Annotated in this window: 18 protein-coding genes; 7 read left to right on the forward strand and 11 right to left on the reverse strand. The window is 70.6% G+C overall.

All coding sequences use genetic code 11. The features are described from left to right. Positions 1-65: 65 nt before the first annotated feature. From DVA86_RS10785 to hemL, 7 genes are all read right to left on the reverse strand, one after another. Positions 66-1034, reverse strand: a complete 969-nt coding sequence (locus DVA86_RS10785) for a helix-turn-helix domain-containing protein (protein WP_208877704.1) — start codon at positions 1032-1034, stop codon at positions 66-68. A gap of 171 nt (positions 1035-1205) precedes the next feature. After that, on the reverse strand, positions 1206-2342 hold the full coding sequence (gene ccsB / locus DVA86_RS10790) for a c-type cytochrome biogenesis protein CcsB (RefSeq protein ID WP_245996481.1): 1137 nt from the start codon (positions 2340-2342) through the stop codon (positions 1206-1208). Next, positions 2339-4090 carry a cytochrome c biogenesis protein ResB gene (gene resB, locus DVA86_RS10795; protein ID WP_208877705.1) on the reverse strand — a complete coding sequence of 584 codons (1752 nt, stop codon included), beginning with the start codon at positions 4088-4090 and terminating at the stop codon, positions 2339-2341. The genes ccsB and resB overlap by 4 nt, the downstream gene beginning before the upstream one ends. A gap of 5 nt (positions 4091-4095) precedes the next feature. Then, positions 4096-4857 carry a cytochrome c biogenesis CcdA family protein gene (locus DVA86_RS10800; protein ID WP_208877707.1) on the reverse strand — a complete coding sequence of 254 codons (762 nt, stop codon included), beginning with the start codon at positions 4855-4857 and terminating at the stop codon, positions 4096-4098. 7 nt (positions 4858-4864) lie between these two features. Further along, positions 4865-5467 carry a TlpA family protein disulfide reductase gene (locus DVA86_RS10805; RefSeq protein WP_208877709.1) on the reverse strand — a complete coding sequence of 201 codons (603 nt, stop codon included), beginning with the start codon at positions 5465-5467 and terminating at the stop codon, positions 4865-4867. Between the two features lie 116 nt (positions 5468-5583). Beyond that, positions 5584-6288, reverse strand: coding sequence for a histidine phosphatase family protein (locus DVA86_RS10810; RefSeq protein WP_208877710.1), 705 nt, complete (start codon positions 6286-6288; stop codon positions 5584-5586). Continuing rightward, positions 6285-7592 carry a glutamate-1-semialdehyde 2,1-aminomutase gene (gene hemL, locus DVA86_RS10815; protein ID WP_208877712.1) on the reverse strand — a complete coding sequence of 436 codons (1308 nt, stop codon included), beginning with the start codon at positions 7590-7592 and terminating at the stop codon, positions 6285-6287. The genes DVA86_RS10810 and hemL overlap by 4 nt, the downstream gene beginning before the upstream one ends. Before the next feature lie 125 nt (positions 7593-7717). On the opposite strand from hemL, the gene DVA86_RS10820 reads away from it, so the two are divergent. Beyond that, positions 7718-8269 (forward strand): hypothetical protein, encoded by a 552-nt coding sequence (locus DVA86_RS10820; RefSeq protein ID WP_208884594.1) that lies wholly within the window; start codon positions 7718-7720, stop codon positions 8267-8269. Positions 8270-8382: 113 nt separating this feature from the next. Here the strand turns inward: DVA86_RS10820 and DVA86_RS10825 are convergent, their stop codons facing one another. After that, positions 8383-9345, reverse strand: coding sequence for a TetR/AcrR family transcriptional regulator C-terminal domain-containing protein (locus DVA86_RS10825; RefSeq protein WP_208877713.1), 963 nt, complete (start codon positions 9343-9345; stop codon positions 8383-8385). Positions 9346-9542: 197 nt separating this feature from the next. Between DVA86_RS10825 and DVA86_RS10830 the strand changes: the two genes are divergently transcribed. Next, positions 9543-10493 (forward strand): DUF389 domain-containing protein, encoded by a 951-nt coding sequence (locus tag DVA86_RS10830; protein ID WP_208877715.1) that lies wholly within the window; start codon positions 9543-9545, stop codon positions 10491-10493. 84 nt (positions 10494-10577) lie between these two features. Here the strand turns inward: DVA86_RS10830 and DVA86_RS10835 are convergent, their stop codons facing one another. Both DVA86_RS10835 and DVA86_RS10840 read right to left on the reverse strand, forming a co-directional pair. After that, positions 10578-12329: a BCCT family transporter gene (locus DVA86_RS10835; protein WP_222623312.1), complete on the reverse strand. Its 1752-nt coding sequence runs from the start codon at positions 12327-12329 to the stop codon at positions 10578-10580. Positions 12330-12480: 151 nt separating this feature from the next. Beyond that, a complete protein-coding gene (locus tag DVA86_RS10840; protein ID WP_425470974.1) occupies positions 12481-14232 on the reverse strand; it encodes a BCCT family transporter in 1752 nt (583 codons plus the stop codon). Between the two features lie 303 nt (positions 14233-14535). On the opposite strand from DVA86_RS10840, the gene DVA86_RS10845 reads away from it, so the two are divergent. Then, complete coding sequence (locus DVA86_RS10845; protein WP_208877719.1) at positions 14536-14871, forward strand: YnfA family protein; 336 nt, start codon at positions 14536-14538, stop codon at positions 14869-14871. Between the two features lie 94 nt (positions 14872-14965). After that, a complete protein-coding gene (locus tag DVA86_RS10850; RefSeq protein ID WP_208877720.1) occupies positions 14966-15730 on the forward strand; it encodes an SDR family NAD(P)-dependent oxidoreductase in 765 nt (254 codons plus the stop codon). Between the two features lie 110 nt (positions 15731-15840). Here DVA86_RS10850 and DVA86_RS10855 read toward each other — a convergent pair whose 3' ends face one another. Then, on the reverse strand, positions 15841-17034 hold the full coding sequence (locus DVA86_RS10855; protein ID WP_208877722.1) for an RtcB family protein: 1194 nt from the start codon (positions 17032-17034) through the stop codon (positions 15841-15843). A gap of 191 nt (positions 17035-17225) precedes the next feature. On the opposite strand from DVA86_RS10855, the gene DVA86_RS10860 reads away from it, so the two are divergent. The 3 genes from DVA86_RS10860 (at position 17226) to DVA86_RS10870 (ending at position 20648) form a co-directional block, all read left to right on the forward strand. Next, the gene (locus tag DVA86_RS10860) at positions 17226-18206 is read left to right on the forward strand and encodes a hypothetical protein (protein WP_208877724.1); all 981 of its coding nucleotides are present in this window, start codon (positions 17226-17228) and stop codon (positions 18204-18206) included. 85 nt (positions 18207-18291) lie between these two features. Continuing rightward, positions 18292-18978: a DUF3558 family protein gene (locus tag DVA86_RS10865; protein WP_208877725.1), complete on the forward strand. Its 687-nt coding sequence runs from the start codon at positions 18292-18294 to the stop codon at positions 18976-18978. A gap of 128 nt (positions 18979-19106) precedes the next feature. Beyond that, positions 19107-20648, forward strand: coding sequence for a DUF2637 domain-containing protein (locus tag DVA86_RS10870; RefSeq protein ID WP_245997589.1), 1542 nt, complete (start codon positions 19107-19109; stop codon positions 20646-20648). Positions 20649-20650 lie beyond the last annotated feature (2 nt).

Consider the following 20650-nt stretch of genomic DNA (forward strand, 5'->3'; position numbering starts at 1 on the left):
CTGTCCTTCCCCCTGTAATGCGTCCCCGTACGGCGTGCGCGTACGGCGTCCCGGCCCGCTCCGCGCTACCCCATCAGCCGCTGCATCGCCTGCCCCACCGCGTCCAGCACCACCTGTCGGCCGACGGAGTCCGGCGATCCGCCCACGGCGCTGCGGATCCGTTCCAGCAGGCCCTGCTGGTGGTGGCGGTCCGGCGCGCCGCCGTGCGGGTCGTCGCCCTCGCGCAGCGCGTCGGCGCTGCGCAGCAGCGCGGCCAGCGACTCCTCGTCCTGCACCAGGGCGGGCGCGAACTGCTCGACGAGGTCGGCGAGTTCGACCGTGGAGAGGGGCTGCACGGTGACGTCGCCGTGGACGGTGCCGACCACCGTGTCGACGTACGTGTTGCTGACCGGCCGCGCGGACTGGCGCCACTGCGCCACGTACCGGCCGACGTCGGCGCCCGTCAGCACGCAGTCCACGCCGAGCTGGGTGAGGGACACGTGCGAGCCGACGCGGCCCTGGAACAGCGGGCCTTCGCAGGCGATGAGTTCGGCCTCGGCGAGGTAGGCGGCGGTCCTGGCGACCTCGCCGCCGGACAGCGCCTCGCCGAGGAAGAAGATCTCCCCGGAGTCGAAGAACTCCTCGATGCGCAGCGGCCGCCGGTCCGACTGCGCGAAGATCCAGCCCAGCAGCGCCGTACGGGCGAAGCGCCCGCGCTCCGCCGGGTCCGCGCGCCGCGCCTGCAGCCAGCGTGCGTGGTCCGCGCCGGCCGCGCGCAGGCTGACGGCCGGCGCCAGGTCCGTACGGGCTTCGCCGGGGCCCTCGTGCGTACGGATCAGGCCGTGCCCGCGGAGCCGGTCGGCGACGGCGCGGACGGTGCTCTCGGGGATGTTCTGCCGGGCGGCGAAACTGTCCGAGGGCACGGGCAGGTCCAGCTCACCGTCGGTCCGCTGCCATAACCACAGCAGGAAGCGCGGCTCGTACCGGTCCGTGCCCGCGGTGGACGGCTGAGGGCCGGAACCGGGATCGGGGAACGAGGGAACCGCTGCTGCCACCCGTGCGTCCTGTCCGTCGCGCCGGCACCCGGTCGCAGGCACACTGGCGGCGAACTCCCCCTCGACCGGCACCGACTGGCCTGTGCGTAACTGTCTGTCGCCGCCCTTCGAACCTACACAGGCATCCGCGCAGTCACCAGTGAGTCACGCGAAGTGCAGGCGAAAGCGTTATCAGACGCCCGCGTACGAGTGCTTGCCGGTCACGAAGATGTTGACGCCGTAGTAGTTGAAGAGGAAGCACGCGAAGGCGAGCAGCGCGAGGTACGCCGCCTTGCGCCCCTTCCAGCCGGCCGTGGCCCGCGCGTGCAGGTAGCAGGCGTACGCGACCCAGGTGATGAACGACCAGACCTCCTTGGGGTCCCAGCCCCAGTAGCGGCCCCAGGCGTCGCCCGCCCAGATGGCGCCCGCGACGATCGTGAACGTCCAGAACGGGAAGACCGCGGCGTTGACCCGGTACGCGAACTTGTCCAGCGAGGACGCCGACGGCAGCCGCTCCAGCACGGACGTGGCCCAGCGCGACGGGGTGCCGCCGGCCAGCAGCTTGGTCTCGTAGCGGTCCCGGAAGAGGTAGAGCGCGGTGGCGACGAAGCCGAGGTAGAAGAGGGCGCCGCAGACGATGGCGAGCGAGACGTGGATCCACAGCCAGTACGAGTCGAGCGCGGGCACCAGCTGGGTGCTCTCGGTGTAGAGCACGGTGACGGCGAGCCCGAGGTCCAGCAGGACGGTGGTGACGAGCGGCAGGCCGATCCAGCGCACGTTCTTCTTCGCCAGCAGGAAGCCGAGGTACGCGCCGACGGCCACCATGGAGAACGCCGTCGAGAACTCGTACATGTTGCCCCAGGGCGCCCGCTCCACGGACAGGGAGCGCGCCAGCACGCTGCTCGCGTGCAGCAGGAACGCCAGCACGGTGAGCGAGACGGCCACCCGCCCGTACAGGTCGCCCTGTTCGTCGCCGCCGGCGGCGCCGGGCCCGTCCGGGAGGTCGCCGCGGCGGCCGGCGGCGGAGCGTACGACCACCTTCGGGCGCGCGGCCTTGGGGCGTTCGAGGACCGAGGTGCTGCCGCCCTTCCGTACGGTGACGGCCGGGGCGGAGGCGGCGGGCTCCTCCCGCTCCCGGTCCCCCGAGTCGTCGGAGCCGCGCTTCGCGGTGAGGGCGGCGGCCGTACGGGCCACCTTGCTGCGGCTGCCGAAGACCCACTCGGCGATGTGCGCGAAGAAGGCGAGGGTGTAGACGGCCATCGCCGAATAGATCAGGTAGTTGCTGATCTCGGCGAGATTCTCGTTCTGTGCGGCAGCGAGGATGGTCACTTGCCTGCTCCTTCAGCAGATTCTTCGGAAGGTTCTGCTACGGCAGGCGCCTCGGCCTGCATGCTCATCGCGAGGTCCGACAGCTCCTCGGGGAGCCGGGGGGACTCGCTGCGGCCGAGTCCGGCCATTTCCACCACCGTACGGCCGTCGGCCGCGGGCACGGCACGTACCCACACCCGGCGCCGCTGGATGAACAGCGAGCCCGCCAGCCCCGCGATCGCGGCGAGGGCGCCGCCGAGCGCCCAGCCGTTCCCCACCTGGTGGGAGACCTGGAAGTTGGCCCACTGCTTGACGCCCTCGAACTTCAGGGAGCCCGCGCCGTCCGGCAGCTTCATCGTCTCGCCGGGCAGGATCTTCTGGGCGAGGGCGCGGCCGTCCTCGGCCTTGAACTGCTTCATGTTGTCGGTGTCGAGCTGGTACACGTTCTGCGCCAGCCCGGCGTCCAGCCCCAGGTCGCCGCGGTACGCGGTGAGGAACAGCACCGGGTAGTCCAGCTCGGGCGACTGCGAGAACATCGTGCCCGAGTTCGCGCCGCCGAAGGTCGGCACGAAGAAGCCCTGGAAGCCGAGCTGGTCCTTGCGGCCCTTCGCGTCCCGGTAGTCGGTCACCTTGACGACGCCGCTGGAGGTGAGGTTGGTGTCCTGCGGGAGGAACGCGACCGGGCCGCGGTACGCGATGTCGCCCTGCCCGTCCTTGACCGTGACGACGGGCGCGAAGCCGTGGGCGAGCAGGTAGACCTTGGAGCCGCCGACCTCCAGCGGATGGTTCATCTCGATGGAGGTCTTCTTCTCCTTGCCGTCGGCGCCCTCCCAGTACGTGATGTCGGCGCGGTAGTCGCGGGGCGTCGTGGCGTCCGGGCCGTCCTTCGCGTACGTCGCGGTGAAGTCCTCCAGCCGGAAGCCGAAGGAGTCGAGGTCGTCGGGGCCGAACAGCGAACCGGACTTGAAGTCGTCGTACTGCGTGAGGGTGTTGGAGAAGCCGTCGCCCTGGATGATCAGCTTGCCGCCCTCGGACTTCCACAGCTGCCCGGCGGCGAAGGCCAGCAGCAGCACGATCAGGGCGATATGGAAGAGGAGGTTCCCCGCCTCGCGCAGATAGCCCTTCTCGGCGGCGACCGCGTCGCCCTGCGCGTGCACCCGGAACCGCTTCCCGCCCAGCAGCGTACGGGCGGTGCCGAGCACCTCGTCCGGCTCGGCGTCCGTGTGCCAGGTGGTGTACGCGGGCATCCGGTCCAGCCGGCGCGGCGCCCGCGGCGGGCGGGCCCGCAGCTGGCCGACGAACTGCCAGCTGCGCGGCACGATGCAGCCCGCCAGCGAGACGAACAGCAGGATGTAGATCGCCGAGAACCACACCGAGGTGTAGACGTCGAACAGCTGCAGCTTCTCGTACAGCGGCGCCACCACGTCGTGCTGCTGCCTGAACTGGTCGACCTTCACCGCGTCCACGGACGTCTGCGGGATCAGCGAGCCCGGCACGGAGGCGAGGGAAAGCAGGAAGAGCAGGATCAGCGCGACCCGCATCGACGTCAGCTGCCGCCAGAACCACCGGGCCCAGCCCGCCACTTCGCGCAGCAGCCACAGCGCGCGGCCGGCGGCGCCCGGTGCGCGGACGCCGCCGAACGAGCCGGGGACGGCCTGCGCCCGCTCCTCGGCGGGCGCGGTCGACAGCTGCGAACGGGCGTCGTCCTCGGCGTCCGGTTCGTCGACCGCGACGGAGGAGTCGCGTCCGTTGGTCACGTCTTCGCTCATCGCGCTCAGATCCCCACGGTGAAGTCGGACGACCACACCTGCATCTCGTAAACGATCCGGTCCCAGGCCCCCGTCACGAGCAGCACGCCCACCGCGACGAGCATGCCGCCGCCGATCCGCATCACCCACGCGTAGTGCTGCTTGACCCAGCTGAACGCGCCCAGCGTGCGCCGGAAGGCGACCGCCGCGACCACGAAGGGCAGGCCGAGGCCGAGGCAGTACGCCACCGTGAGCAGCGCGCCGCGGCCCGCGCTCGCCTCGTTGAAGGCGAGGGTCTGCACGGCCGCCAGCGTAGGCCCGATGCACGGCGTCCAGCCGATGCCGAAGAGCACGCCGAGCATCGGCGCGCCCGCGAGCCCGACGGCGGGCCGCTTGTGGATGCGGAACTCCCGCGAGGTGAACCGCGACATGATCCCCATGAACGCGAGCCCCAGCAGGATCGTCAGCGTCCCCAGCACCTTCGATATGACGTCCCGGTGCTCCTGCAGCGTCCCCCCGAAGCCGCCGAACAGCGCGCCCCCGGACACGAAGACCGCCGTGAAGCCGAGCACGAACAGCGCCGACCCGAAGAACATCCGCCCGCGCCTGGCCTCCGCCAGGTCCGTGCCGCTGACCCCGGTGACGTACGAGAGGTAGCCCGGCACCAGCGGCAGCACGCACGGCGAGAAGAACGACACGAGGCCGCCGAGGACCGCGATCGGCAGCGCGAGCAGGAGCGTCCCGCTGAGGACGGTCTCGTTGACGCCGGTGGCCGCGAGTGCGTTCATGACGCGGTCACTTCTCCGCGGTCAGCGGCTTGAGCATGGCGCGCAGGTCTTCCTCGCCGAGTTCCTTGAGCGCGCGGACGGCGATCTTCCCGTTCCGGTCGAGCACCAGCGTGGAGGGGATGGTCTGCGGGGAGAGGCTGTTCTCGGGGAACCTCAGGATCTGCTTGCCGCTCGGGTCGTACAGGCTCGGGTAGTCGATGCCGTAGGTGCGCTCGAACGCCTTGGCGTTGGCCTTGTCGAGGTCACGGGTGTTGATCCCGATGAACTGGACGCCCTTGTCCTCGGTCTCCTTGGCGACCTTCGCCAGGTGCGGCGCCTCGGCGCGGCAGGGCGCGCACCAGGAGCCCCAGACGTTCAGCACGACGATCTTGCCGCGGTACGACGACAGTTTCAGCTCGCCGCCGTCCACGGTCTCCCCCGAGATGTCCGGGACGGCCTTGCGCTTGCCCTCGGGCACGGTGGTGACCTGGCCCGTGCCCTGCACGAACTGGGTGTCGCCGGACGACGAGCCGGTATCGCCGCCACCGCAGCCGGCCAGCACCATCACCCCGGCCGCGGCCCCGGCGGCCAGCAGGGTCGTACGGCTTCGGGCAGCGCGGACTCGGAACATGTGAAAAGTTTCGCATGGGCGTCCGAGGGATCTTGGTCGCCCCCCTTGTCCGTTACGTACGGGCCGTTCAGGCGCCGTTGCCGGGCGCCGCGCCGCCCCTCAGTCCCCGTGTTCCCTCAGGCCCCGTGGCCCTTCGCGCCGCGCACCGGCTTGGCGCCCGGCAGCAGATGGGCGGGCACGAGGTCGCGTGCCGGTTCGCTGTAGCCGACGGACACGATGCGGTCGCCGAGGTACGTGAAGCTCGTCAGCGACGCGAGGCTGCACTCCCTGCTGCGCGGGTCGTGCCACAGCCGGCGCCGCTCGACGTAGCTCCGCAGAATCCAGATCGGCAGCTGGTGGCTGACGCACACCGCCTCGTGCCCGCGGGCGGCGTCCCGCGCGGCGTCGAGCGCGGCGCGCATGCGGACGACCTGGTCGATGTACGGCTCGCCCCAGGACGGGCGGAACGGGTTGCGCAGGTGCCGCCAGTTGACCGGGCGGCGCAGGGCGCCGTCGCCGACGCCGAAGGTGCGGCCCTGGAACACGTTCTCCGCCTCGATCAGCCGCTCGTCGGTCGCCGTGTCCAGGCCGTGCAGCTTCGCGATGGGCGCGGCGGTCTCCTGGGCGCGCTCCAGCGGGGAGGCCACGACGTGCGTCAGGTCACGCTCGGCGAGGTGCTCCGCGACCCGGTCGGCCATCCGGCGGCCGAGGTCGGATAGGTGGTAGCCGGGCAGCCGGCCGTACAGCACGCCCTCCGGGTTCTCCACCTCGCCGTGCCGCAGCACGTGGACGACGGTCACGGTCTTGCTGTCCGCGACGCCCGCCGGGCCGACGGCGCTCATGCGGTCGCCTCCGCGGCGGCGCGGGCCGCGGCGGGCAGCGCGGCGGCGACGCGTTCGACGGCGCGTTCGTCGTGCGCTGTGGACACGAACCACGACTCGAAGGCGGAAGGCGGCAGATACACGCCCTGCGCCAGCATCGAGTGGAAGAACGGGGTGAAGCGGAACGACTCCTGCGCCTTCGCCTCCGCGTAGTTCCGTACGGGCCCGTCCGTGAAGAAGACGGAGAACATGCTGCCCGCCGTCTGCACCCGGTGCGCGACGCCCTCCTTGGCCAGCGCCTCGGTGACCAGCCCGCGCAGCTGCTCGGACACCGCGTCCAGGGCCGCGTACGCCGCGTCGTCCAGCAGCCGCAGCTGCGTGACGCCGGCGGCGGTGGCGACCGGGTTCCCGGAGAGGGTGCCGGCCTGGTAAACGGGCCCGGCGGGGGCCAGTTGATCCATGATGTCGCGGCGTCCGCCGAAGGCCGCGGCCGGGAAGCCGCCGCCCATCACCTTGCCGAAGGTCATCAGGTCCGGGGTGACGCCGTCGAGCCCGTACCAGCCGGCGCGGCCGACCCGGAACCCCGTCATCACCTCGTCCGAGACATACAGCGCGCCGTCGGCGCGGCACAGGTCCCGCAGCCCCTCGTTGAAGCCGTCGAGCGGCGGCACGATGCCCATGTTCCCGGGCGACGCCTCCGTGATGACGCAGGCGATCTCGCCGGGGTGCGCGGCGAAGGCGGCGCGTACGGCCTCGAGGTCGTTGTACGGCAGCACGAGCGTGTCCCCGGCCTGCGCGCCCGTCACGCCGGGAGTGTCCGGCAGCCCGAGCGTCGCGACGCCGGAACCGGCGGCGGCGAGCAGGGCGTCGACGTGGCCGTGGTAGCAGCCGGCGAACTTGACGATCTTCGTACGGCCCGTGAAGCCGCGCGCGAGCCGGATCGCCGACATCGTCGCCTCGGTGCCGCTGGAGACCAGTCGCACCCGCTCGACGGGCGCGACCCGGGCGGTGATCTCCTCGGCCAGCGCCACCTCGTCCGCACCCGGCGTACCGAACGACGTGCCGCGGCTCACCGCGTCCCGTACGGCCGCGGTCACCTCCGGATGCGAGTGCCCGAGGATCATCGGGCCCCAGGAGCACACCAGATCCACGTACTCCCGGCCGTCGGCGTCCGTGAGGTACGGACCCTCACCGGACACCATGAAGCGGGGCGTACCACCCACTGCCTGGAAGGCGCGAACCGGAGAGTTCACACCTCCTGGTGTCACAACGGAGGCACGGTCGAACAGCGACTGCGATACTGGGGCATCGTACGAGTAGGTCACAGGAGCCATGGTGTCAGAGCCGTGTGCCCTTCCGCCGCCGGGCGTTTCACACACGCGTGTGCGGGGAGGTCTCTGACACGATGATCGGGTTGCGCGGCGCGAGCCGCGAGTGGTCGGGTGGTGACATGAAGCGCGGTGGCGGACTGGGCGAGGGGACCGGGGACCTCGAGCCTGAACGCGCACGGGGCCGGCACCGACGTGACGCGGTGGCGAGGACTGGGAGCAGCGAGGGTGGCGGCCGAGTGGGGGTGACCTACAAGTACTTCGGCGCGCCCGACGGTGCCACCGCGGCCCGCGTGCCGATCTCCATGCGGCCCGAGGAGCTGGGCGGGGACGAGCTGGGTCACGGAATGTTCACCAAGATCAAGCCGGAGACGATGGCCGCGATGGTCCTGACCGGCATCGAGGGCATACCGCTCTACCGCGTCCCCCCGCTCGAACTCGTCGTCCTGCACCCGGACTACGCCGTGGTGAAGCTCCCCATGACCGTCGTCGACCCGCTCCGCGGCATCGGCGAGGAGTCCGTGGGCGCCGCCGCGTTCATCTGGTCCACGGTTCCCGACCGCTCGGGGCCGCAGGACGCGTTCAACGTCTACCAACTCCTGCACGAGTGGCAGGACTTCTCCGAACGGCTGCACTTCGCCGGGCACCAGGCGTACTGCCTCGTCTGGCCCTGAGCCCCCGCCCGTACGCGACCCCCGGTACGCGACCCCGCATGCGACCGTACGCCGAACGCCCCGCCGCGCGGCCCGCGTTCGGAGCCGGCGCCGCCGGTGGCGGCGCCGCTCCTTCAGCGCTCCGTCCGGCCGCCCTCCACGAGAGGCGTCATGCCGTCCAGGAGCGCCCTGAGGCCGAGGTCGAAGAGGACGTCGAGGCGCAGCTCGTACGCGCCGCCCAGGCCGCCCATCACTCTGGCGTAGGTCGGAATGCGGCCGGACTCCACCAGTTCCTTCAGTACGGGTGCCCGGCTGTCCCGCCACTGGTCCTCCGACTGCCCGGTGGCGGCCTCCGCCTGCGCCTCCCACTCCAGATGGACGGCCATGCCCTGGACATGGCTGTAGATCAGCAGGTGGATGTCGAACAGCGTGTGGGGTTCGAGGCCGTGGCCGTCGAGGGCGCCGAGCACCCACTCCCCGTAGATCATCAGGTTCGGCACGAGCAGCGGCCTGGAGAGTGAGCCCAGCTGGGCCAGCCACGGGTGCTTGCGGTACAGCGCCCAGAGGGCACGGGCCCCCAACTCGACGCTGGCGCGCCAGTCTTCGGGCGCGTGCTCGGGGTACGCCACCTCGCCGAACGCGGCGTCGGCCATGAGGAGGACGAGGTCGTCCTTGCTGGGGACGTACCGGTACGGCGACATGGCGGCGACCCCGAGCCGGGCCGCGACGCCGCGCATGGAGAGCGCCGACAGCCCCTCGGCGTCGGCGATGTCGATGGCCGTGCCGACGATCCGGTCGAGGCTCAGCTCCTGGTCGGGCGCCAGGGCGACGGACGTACGTCTGCGGGGCGGCGCGACGGCGGCGGCGCCCGCGACGACGGTGCCGGATCGGGGGCGGGTCTCGACAAGCCCTTCGAGGCGCATGGTGGTCAGGGCCTTGGTGGCGGTCGCCAGCGCGACGCCCCATTCCCTGGCGATCTGACGCGTCGAGGGCACCGTGTCGCCCGGAACGAGCTCGCCGTCGACGATGCGCCGGCGGATCCCGGCGACGATGCGCAGATAGGGCGGCTGCTCGGAGGGCTCTGTGGGCTTCGTCACGTGCTACTGCCTTCCTCTCCTGTACTAGTGCAGAGGCTAGCAGTAGGCCAGCCGCACGCGGAACCGCACTACCCTAGGGCAGCTTGGGTATTTGGCCAGCTGAACGGCCTGAACGTACATCGTACGCGCGATCGGGTACGGCGTACCAGGGTCGAAGCGGACATGACAGAGGCACGGTCCCGTCTACTCTTTCCGCCATGCTGCATCTGCGCATCATCGCGCCCGGGGACCGCACCGACGCCGTCGTGAAACTGCTGGACAGCACCGTCGGCGCCACCCATCTCGCCGTGCTCCCCGGGGCCGCGCGCACGCCGCCCGGTGATGTCGTGATGTGCGACGTGGCGCGCGAGGCCGCGGACGATCTGCTGCAGGAACTGCGCGCGCTCGGGCTCCCGGAGCACGGCTGCGTCGCGGTCGACCAGGTCGAACTGAGCCTGTCGGACCGTGCCGAGCGGGCGAAGGTGGACGCGCCCGGCGAGGGCGTGGACGCGGTGCTGTGGGAGTCGCTGACGGAGGCGACACACGAGGAGTCCCAACTGTCCGTCACCTACCTCGCGTTCCTCACCGTGGCGACCATGCTCGCGGCGTGCGGGGTGATGCTGGACAGCGCGATCCTGATCGTCGGCGCGATGGTCGTCGGGCCGGAGTTCGGACCGCTGGCCGGGGTGTGTACGAGCCTGGTGCGCCGTGTGCCCCGGCTGGCGCTGCGCTCCCTGACGGCGATCGTGGCGGGCTTCCCGCTGGCGATGCTGCTGACCGGCCTGTTCAGCCTGCTGATGGACGGGCTGGGGCTGTTCTCCGAGGCGGACTTCGCGAAGCCGCATCCGGTGAGCGACTTCGTGTGGCACCCGGACAAGATGTCCCTCGTGGTGGCGCTGCTCGCCGGGGTCGCCGGGATACTCTCCCTGACCTCCTCGAAGTCCGGGGCGCTGGTCGGCGTCGCGATCTCCGTCACCACCGTCCCGGCCGCCGCGTACGCCGCCGTCGCGCTCGGCTACGGCGAACTGTCCGAGGCCGGTTCCGCCATGGGGCAGCTCGGCGTCAACCTCGTCGGCATCCTGCTCGCCGGCACCCTCACGCTGCTGGCGCAGAAGGCGTTCTGGGCCCGGAAACGCAAGCAGCGCCCCGCCGTGGTCTCAGAGGTCTGAGACCACGGCGGGGCGCCGTGGCGTACGGGCCGCCGGCGCGCCGGTCGTCGTCCTGACCGGCGCCCAGCGGCGCGCCGGGGCCGGTTAGCCCTTGTCCTTCTTCGTCAGCGTGGCCGTCGCCCCCTCCGCGTCGGTGCCGCCGGCGCCGCCGTCTCCGGTGTCGCCGTTGCCGTTCACGTCGATGCTCTCCTCCATGGCCGCGACGGCACGGTCGATGATCCGCTCGTGCTCCCGCTCCTGCTTGGCCTTGAGGTATGCCGCCCGTTCCTCACGGAAGGACTTCAGCGTCGCGATGCACATGCCGACCATCACGAGGCTGAACGGGAAGGCGATCACGATCGCCGCCGTCTTCAGCGTGTCGAGCGAGGCCGTGCCGCCGGACCCGGAGGCGAGCAGCAGCGCGATGGCCACGGCCCCCTCGGCGAGGGCCCAGAACACGCGGCTCCAGATCGGCGGGTTCGGGTCGCCGCCGGAGGCCAGCATGTCGACCACGTACGAGCCGGAGTCCGAGGACGTGACGAAGAACAGCACGATCAGGAGGATCGCCACACCCGCGACGAACGTGCCGCCGGGCAGTGTGTCCAGCAGCTCGAACAGCGCGTTGTTGGTGTTGACGCCGCCGTCGGTGTAGTCCTCCTTGCCGTCCATCTGCTGCTTCAGCGCGCTGCCGCCGAAGACGGCGAACCAGACGAAGGTCAGCAGGGTCGGGACGAGCAGCACACCGCAGACGAACTCGCGCACCGTACGGCCGCGGGAGATGCGCGCGATGAAGACGCCGACGAACGGCGCCCACGAGATCCACCAGCCCCAGTAGAAGACGGTCCAGCCGTTCACCCAGGTGGTGCCCTCATCGCCCTGGGACGCACCGGTGTCGAAGCTCAACCGGGCGACTTCCTGCAGGTAGAGGCCGGTGTCCTGGACGAGCCCGTTGGCGATGAACAGCGTCGGGCCCGCGATGATCACGAAGAGCATGATCGCCGCGGCGAGGCCCATGTTGATGTTCGACAGCCACTTGATGCCCTTGCCGATGCCGCTGACCACGGAGAGCGTCGCGACGGCCGTGATGCAGGCGATGAGGATCACCAGCAGGGTCTTGCTCTCCGGGTCGTCGACCCAGCCGAGGTAGTTCATGCCGCTGGCCACCTGCATCACGCCGAGGCCGAGCGAGGTCGCGACGCCGAACAGCGTGCCGATGATGGCGATGCTGTCGATGATGTCGCCCCAGATGCCCTTCACCCGGTCTCCGAAGAGGGGCTCCAGCGCGTACCGGATCGAGACCGGGCGGCCCTTGCGGTGCACGGAGTAGGCGACGGCGAGGCCGACCACCACGTAGATGGCCCACGGGTGGATGCCCCAGTGGAGGAAGGTCCGCACCATCGCGGTCTCCGACCGCGCGGCCTCGCTCTCACCGGTGCCCGGCATGGGCGCGTCGTAGAAATTCAGCGGCTCGGCGACGCCCCAGAAGACGAGGCCGATGCCCATGCCGGCGGCGAACAGCATCGCCAGCCAGGAAAGTGTGCTGAACTCGGGTTTCTCGTTGTCCCGGCCGAGCCGGATATCGCCGAAGCGGCCGATGCCGACCCAGAGCACGAAGATGACAAAGAGCGACACCAGAGCCATGTAGAGCCAGCTCAGATTGCCGACGATCTCATCCTGCACGGTCTGGACATGGTCCGCGGCCGTTTCCTGCCCTATCGCCGCATAGAGCACGAAGCCCAGGATGACGATTGCGGAAGGCCAGAAGACGCGGGCCGCAACGGAGGATGTTTTATACGGTACCGGCGGTTCCACTTCCGGTTCCTTATCTGCCGGCTCAGACGTTGTGTGCGCAGCCACGCATTCATTCCTTATCGCTAGAGACAGTGCAGAGCGGGCTGGGACGACTCAGCCCGGGGGAAGTGCCTGCCCCGAGCCCGCTATGTCACTCATCACAAAAACATCTCAATGGCGGGGCGCGTTCCCTCAGGAAGGCGCCCCGCGGAAGGCGTCACTCCTTACGGGTGCCGCCCGTCACTTCCTCGGCACCGTCGCTCCCGTTCTCCTCTTCCTCCTGCATGAGAGCGTCGGCCCGGTTGCGTACGTCCTCGATGGAGACGTCGCTGCCCGGACCGATCCGGATCTCGAAGTCGCCGTCGTACTGCGTGTGCCCGGCGATGACCGCCATCTCGACGGCCTCCTCGCCCTTCTCGCTGCGCAGGATCAGCGCGTCGCGGCGCAGGTCGCGCATGAGCGCCACACACAACGCGACCATGACGAGGGCGAACGGCACCGCGGCGAGAATCGTGAGGTTCTTCAGGCCCGTGAGCGCCGTATCCCCTCCCTCGCCGATCAGCAGCATGATCGCGGCGACCGCACCGGTCAGCACACCCCAGAAGATGACGACCATGCGGGTCGGCTCCATGGTCCCCTTCTGCGAGAGCGTGCCCATCACGATGGAGGCCGCGTCCGCGCCGGAGACGAAGAAGATGCCCACCAGGATCATCACGATCAGGGTGGTCGCGCCGGCGATCGGGTACTCCCGCAGCACGGCGAAGAGCTGACCCTCGGGCGTCGCCTCGTCGGTCAGCTTCGCGCCGCCCTCCTGGAGGTGCATCGCCGTGCCACCGAAGATCGCGAACCAGATCAGGCTGACGACGCTCGGCACGAGGATGACGCCGCCGACGAACTGCCGGATCGTACGGCCGCGGCTGATGCGCGCGATGAACATGCCGACGAAGGGCGTCCAGGAGATCCACCAGGCCCAGTAGAAGACCGAGTTGGCGGACAGCCACGCGAGGATGCCGTCGCCGCTGCTGGCCTCCGTACGGGATGCCATCTGCGGCAGGTCGCCGAAGAACGAGCCGATCGACGTCGGCAGCAGGTCGAGCATCAGGACGGTCGGGCCGGCCACGAAGAGGAACACGACCAGCAGCGCCGCCAGCACCATGTTGATGTTGGACAGCCACTGGATGCCCTTGGCCACACCGGACACCGCGGACAGGATGAACGCCAGGGTCAGCACGGCGATGATGACGACGAGCACGCCGGTGCCCACGTTCGACATCCAGCCCACCTCCTCGACACCGCTGCCGATCTGCAGCGCGCCGAGACCCAGCGAAGCGGCGGAGCCGAACAGGGTCGCGAAGATCGCCAGCACGTCGATGGCACGCCCGAGGGGGCCGTTCGCGTTCTTCTCGCCGATGAGCGGGGTGAACACGGCGCTGATCGTCTGGCGCCGGCCGCGGCGGAAGACGCTGTAAGCGATCGCGAGACCGACCACCGCGTAGATCGCCCACGGATGGAGCGTCCAGTGGAACAGCGTGGTCGCCATCGACGTTTCCATCTTGGCGCCCGAGTCCGCCGGATTCGTGCCGGGCGGCGGAGAGGTGTAGTGCGTCAGGGGCTCGCTCACGCCGTAGAACATCAAGCCGATGCCCATGCCCGCGCTGAACATCATCGCGACCCAGGAAACCGTCTTGAACTCCGGCGGCTCACCCTCCTTACCGAGGGTGATCTTTCCGTAACGGCTGAAGGCCAGCCACAGCGAGAAGACCACGAATCCGGACGCCGCGAGAACGAACGCCCAGCCCGCGTTCTTCATCACGCTGTCCAGCATCGAGGTCGACGCGTCCTCGAGGGAATCCGTCGCGACCGCGCCCCAGATGATGAACGCGAGCGTCAGCGCCGCGGTGACGCCGAATACAACCTTGTCTGTTTGGGGAGCCAAAGGGGAATGCTGGCTGACTGAGTCCGGGACCAGTGGCGGATCACCCTTTGACTCCCTTTCCTCCCGTTTGTCCTGCACGTTGCTCGACCTTTCGTTCAATCCCTTATGGAGATGGACCCTGAAAGCCGCTACCCGACTTCACTGTCCGCATGCGCCGCGGCATATCGGTCAATCGCCGCCGCTTGACTCGGAGAGCTCCCCTTTCGCACTTCTTCGCCGTGGAATCGGGTGATCTGTCCCGATTATCTCAGTCCGGTAGCGCCCGGCGACGATACGACCGTCCTCGCGGGGAGCCCAAACCCGAGCCGGACCGTGCGGGGCACATAGCCTTCCCCCATGCTCATCGCCCGTTCCATCGCGCTCTTCGTGCTCGCCGCGCTGCTCGAGATCGGCGGCGCCTGGCTGGTCTGGCAGGGTATCCGCGATCACCGTGGATGGATCTGGATCGGAGCCGGAATCTTGGCGCTCGGCGCCTACGGGTTCGTCGCCACCCTCCAGCCCGACGCCAACTTCGGGCGGGTCCTGGCCGCGTACGGCGGAGTGTTCGTGGCCGGCTCGCTGGCCTGGGGCATGGTCGCGGACGGCTTCCGCCCGGACCGCTGGGACGTGCTGGGGGCGCTGGTGTGCCTCGCGGGGGTCGGGCTCATCATGTACGCGCCGAGGAACGGCTGAGCCCGCGGCGGCGGGCCCGGCGGGCGGAGAGGGCGGGCCCGGCGGGCGCCGAGCCCCCGGAGGACGGCCCGGCGGGCGCACGTACGCTGCGGGCATGACGACCACACGTACCGCAGTCATCACAGGAGCCAGCAGCGGTATCGGTGCCGCCACCGCGCGTCGGCTCGCCGCGGAGGGCTTCCGCGTCATCCTCACCGCACGCCGCGCCGACCGCATCGAGGCGCTGGCCGCCGAGCTGACCGGGGCCGGGCACCAGGCCGAGGCGTACGCGCTCGACGTCACCGACCGCGCCGCCGTGGACGCCTTCGCAGCCGGCCTGGACGGCTGCGACGTGCTGTTCAACAACGCGGGCGGCGCCCTCGGCGCCGACCCCGTCGCGAGCGCCGACCCCGCCGACTGGCGGCAGATGTACGAGGTCAACGTGCTCGGCGTGCTGCACATGACGCAGGCGCTGCTGCCCGCGCTGGCCGCCTCGCCCACGGACGAGGGCACGGTCGTCGTCCTCTCCTCCACCGCGGGCCACGGCACGTACGAGGGCGGCGCCGGCTACGCCGCGGCGAAGCACGGCGCGCACGTGCTCGCGGAGACGCTGCGGCTCGAGCTGTGCGGCCATCCCGTACGGGTCGTCGAGATCGCGCCCGGCATGGTGAAGACGGACGAGTTCGCGCTCACCCGCTTCCGCGGCGACGAGTCGAAGGCGGCGAAGGTGTACGAGGGTGTCGCCGCGCCGCTGACGGCCGACGACGTCGCGGACACCGTCGGCTGGGCGGTCACCCGGCCGCCGCACGTGAACGTGGACCTGCTGATCGTCCGCCCGCGCGCGCAGGCGTCCAACACGAAGGTCCACCGCGAGGGTTGACCGCCCGCGCCCGCGGGCGCGCCCGACTGCCGCGGCGGGCGCGGCGGTTCGGCTGTACGTACGCCGCCGGGGCGCGTGCCCCGGCGGCGTACGTGCGTCGTTCCGGTACGTCAGCCCTTCACGCAGACGACCTGCTTCAGCTTCGCGACGACCTCGACCAGGTCCCGCTGCCGGTCGATGACCTGCTCGATGGGCTTGTACGCGCCCGGGATTTCATCCACCACGCCCGAGTCCTTGCGGCACTCGACGCCCCGCGTCTGCTCCTCCAGGTCGCGGGCCGAGAACCGCTTCTTCGCGGCGTTGCGGCTCATCCGCCGGCCCGCGCCGTGCGAGGCGGAGTGGAAGGCGTCGGCGTTGCCCAGGCCCTTGACGATGTACGAGCCCGTGCCCATCGAGCCGGGGATGATGCCGTAGTCGCCGCTGCCCGCGCGAATGGCGCCCTTGCGGGTGACGAGCAGGTCCATCCCGTCGTACCGCTCCTCCGCCACGTAGTTGTGGTGGCAGGAGATCACGGACTCGAACGCCGGCTTGGCCTTCCTGAACTCCTTGCGTACGACGTCCTGGAGCAGCCCCATCATGATCGCCCGGTTGTTCCTGGCGTACTCCTGCGCCCAGAACAGGTCGTGCCGGTACGCCGCCATCTGCGGGGTGTCCGCCACGAAGACGGCGAGGTCGCGGTCTACGAGGCCCTGGTTGTGCGGCAGGTCACGGGCGACGCCGATGTGGTGCTCGGCGAGCTCCTTGCCGATGTTCCGCGAGCCGGAGTGCAGCATCAGCCACACAGAACCGGACGTATCAATGCATACCTCGCAGAAGTGGTTGCCCGAGCCGAGCGTGCCCATCTGCTTTGTCGCCCGCTCCTGACGGAACTTCACCGACTCGGCCACCCCGTCGAAGCGCGACCAGAAGTCGTCCCAGCCCGCGGTCGGGAAGCCGTGCAGCCGGGCCGGGTCCACGGGTGCGTCGTGCATGCCGCGGCCCACCGGGATCGCCTGCTCGATCTTGGAGCGCAGCCGGGAGAGGTCGCCCGGCAGGTCGTTCTCCGTCAGCGAGGTCTTGACGGCGGACATGCCGCAGCCGATGTCGACGCCGACCGCCGCCGGGCAGACCGCCCCGTGCATCGCGATGACGGAACCGACCGTCGCACCCTTGCCGTAGTGCACGTCGGGCATGACCGCGAGGCCCTTGATCCAGGGGAGCGTGGAGACGTTGCGCAGCTGCTGCATCGCGCCGTCTTCCACCGTGGCCGGGTCGGCCCACATCCGGATCGGCACCCGGGCACCGGGCACTTCCGTGTACGACATCCCGCTCGACTCCCCCGTAATAAACCCAAAGATAGAACCGCACTCGACCGCAAAACGTCCCAACAGGAAAAGCCGGACTTCGCGCAACATAGGCGTCAGTGGACCGGACGGCCGCGTCGTGCGTGCGATAGACATTGTGTTCCGTTGTCCCCCAGTGGCGGCAACAAGTTTTCGACCCCAGGAGGCGACCGGTGCAGCGGAGGGCAAGGACGTTCCTGACCAGTGCGGCGCTGGTGGTCACGCTGACCGGCGGACTGAGCGCCTGTACCGGTTCGTCCGACTCCGGCGGCGACGGCGGCGACACCAAGCCGGGCGGCGGCAGTTCGTCGCAGACGGCCGCGCCGCCCGGCAAGTACCGCACGCTCCCCGAGCCGTGCGGTGAGGTGAGCCGCGACACACTGGAGCAGATGCTGCCCGGCGCCGAGTCCGAGGACGGCGCCGACACCGACGACCCCGGCAGCAGCACCGGCCCGTCGCCGTACGAGGGTGAGGCGTCCGTCACGTACGACACCGACCGTCGCGTCGGGTGCACGTGGCAGAGCGCGACGAGTCTCGGCAGCCGGCATCTCACCGTGGACTTCGAGCGGGTGGTGTCGTACGACCCGGCCGTGAGCGACGACGAGCAGACCGATCTGCTGTACGTCGAGCGGGCGGAGAAGGCGGGGGTCGACCCCTCGGCCGACCCGACGGAACCCGAGAACACCGAGGACACCGAGGACGCCCAGGACAGCGAATCCGCCGAAGGCACCGAGGACTCCGGGAGCTCCGGCGAGGAGACCCCCGACGACCAGCCCGGCGGCGGCGCGACCCCCGAGGGCGGCAAGGCGACCGAGTCCCCCGGCGCGGGCTCCGACCCGTCGGCGTCCGACCCGTCCGGGTCGCCGTCGTCCGAGGCCCCCTCGGGCTCCCCGTCCACGGAGGAGGCGCTGCCCTCGCGTACGCTCGACGGGATCGGCGACGCCGCCTTCATCGACGACGAGCTCGTCGCCACGAAGAGCGGCCGCGCCACGCACCGGGACATCAAGCTCGTCTTCCGTACGGCGAACGTGCTCGTCACCGTCGAGTACACCCAGTCGGTCGCCGACGAGCGCCGCACCCCGGACAGCGCCGAGCTCCAGGAGCAGGCGCAGGAGCTGGGCCGGCAGCTGGCCGGCAAGTTCGACGACAACTGACCTCGACTCACCTCGACTGAGCTCCGACGACAACCGAGGCCGCAGAGCAACGAGGCCCCCGAGTACACCCGGAAGCGAAGGAACCATGCACCGAATCGACCCGCGCCTGGCCCGGAAGATCGCCTGCGCAGCCGTAGCCGTACCCGTGCTCCTGCTCGCGGGTTGCACGGGCGACTCCGACGGCGACGGCGACGACGAGGCCCAGAGCCCCAGCCCGAGCAAGTCGGCGAGCGTGGCGCCCGTCAAGTTCAAGCAGCTGCCGGACCCGTGCAAGACCCTGTCGAAGGGCACGGTCGAGGACGTGGTGCCGGGCGCGCAGAGCGAGAAGGGGAAGAACCTCGCCTCGACCGACACCGAGAGCTACGGCTCGTGCCTGTGGAGCGGCGGCAGCGGCAAGAACAACGCGGAGTACCGCGCGTTGACGGTCTCGCTCAAGCGGTACGACTCGGGCCCGTCTCTCGGCTCCGGTGACACGCAAGCGGGTCGCTTCCTCAAGCAGGAGGCGGAGTCGGTCGTCGGCAACAAGGACAACAAGAAGGCCGACCAGGCGAAGGTCGCCGGGATCGGCCAGGAAGCGGTCTCGATCGGCTACGAGACCAACAAGAAGGACCAGGACTACCGCATCAGCCGCACCGTCGTACGCAACTACAACGTCGTCGTCACCGTCGACTACGAGGGCACCGGCTTCGAGGACGCGAAGCTCCCGAGCGCGGACGAACTGAAGAAGAAGGGGGAAAAGGCGGCGAGGGAGGCGGTCGCGGCCGTCAAGTGACGAATCGGCGGCCGGACCGGGCCGTCAACTCACCGCGGTAGCAGCCCCGTCCAGGTTCCGGTGCCCGGGATCCGGCCGGGTGTGCCAGGCTGGGCGCCGCCAGCTTCCGAGGGGTGGGGACAAGTCCAGTGCAGGCCGTACAACTGACCCGTACGCACCGAATACTGATCGGCGTCGTCGTCACCGGCGCGGTCGTGATCGCCGCGATCGGCTTCGCCGGTTCGTACGCCGCCGTGCGCGACCTCGCCGAGCAGAAGGACTTCGGCGCCTTCGCACCGTACTTCCCCATAGGCATCGACGCGGGCATCGTCGTCCTCCTCGCGCTCGATCTGCTGCTCACCTGGATCCGCATCCCCTTTCCGCTGCTGCGGCAGACCGCCTGGCTGCTGACGGCCGCCACGATCGCCTTCAATGGCGCGGCCGCCTGGCCGGACCCGCTGGGCGTCGGGATGCACGCGGTCATCCCCGTCCTGTTCGTCGTCGCCGTCGAGGCGGCCCGGCACGCCATCGGGCGGATCGCGGACATCACCGCGGACAAGCACATGGAGGGCGTACGGGTTTCGCGCTGGCTGCTCGCGTTCCCCTCCACGTTCCGGCTGTGGCGCCGTATGAAGCTGTGGGAGCTGCGCTCCTACGACCAGGTGATCCGGATGGAGCAGGACCGGCTGGTGTACGAGGCGCGGCTGCGCGCCCGTTACGGCCGCGGCTGGCGGCGCAAGGCGCCGGTGGAGTCGCTGATGCCGCTGCGGCTGGCGCGTTACGGGGTGCCGCTCGCCGAGACGGGCCCGGCGGGGCTGGCCGCGGCGGGCATCAAGCCGCCGGTGCTCGTGGCCGGTGCCGGGGCCGGGTGGGGCCTCACAGCGGGCGCCGCGCCGGGCGCGACGGCGGCGGTGGCGCCCGCCGGGTCGCCGGCCGGATCGCCGGCGGTGCGGGAGGCGGGCGTACGGGAGCCCGGCCCGCACGAGGCGGGCGCACAGGGCGCAGGCGCGCAGGAGGCGGCGGACGTGCGGGAGCCGGGCGTACGGGAACCGGCGGCCGAAGCGGCACCGCCCGCCGGGGCGCCGGCGCGCAGGCACGGGCCGCAGCACGCCCGGCAGGCCGAGCGCCCGGACCCGGCGCCCGATCCCGCCTACGCGGCCGAGGCGTACACCGCCGAGGCGTACGCCCCCACGAGCAGCGCCCCGCGCGTCACGGTGCCCGTGGGCCCCGGCCGCGTACGCGCGCTCGGCAACGCCAACGCGCCCGTCAACGGCCACGCGGGCGCCGCCGCGTACGCCCCGGCCCGGCAGGCAGAGCCCGAACAGCAGGAGCAGGACCGGCTGTTCCTCGAACCCCAGCTCACGGACGGGCAGGCGGAGCAGGAGCACGCGCCCGAGCCGCAGCTGCAATCGCAGCCCCGCCCGGAACCGGAGCAGGAACCCGACCCGGAGACGGTCCAGCCCACCGGCATACCCGACGGCGTCGCCGTCGAAGAGGTCTACTTCCAGGCGTACCGCGACTACGCCGCCGCCAAGTACGACTTCCCCAGCGCCCGCCAGCTCTCGCGCACGCTGCACGACAGGTTCGGTGTCACGGACGCCGACGGCAGCCTGCTCAGCGAGGTGTACCTGCGGGGGTACCTCCACGAACTGCGCGACCGGTACAAGACCGAGATGGGCATGGGCGGCTGACG

It is taken from the genome of Streptomyces armeniacus, from assembly GCF_003355155.1.
GTDB lineage: Bacteria > Actinomycetota > Actinomycetes > Streptomycetales > Streptomycetaceae > Streptomyces > Streptomyces armeniacus.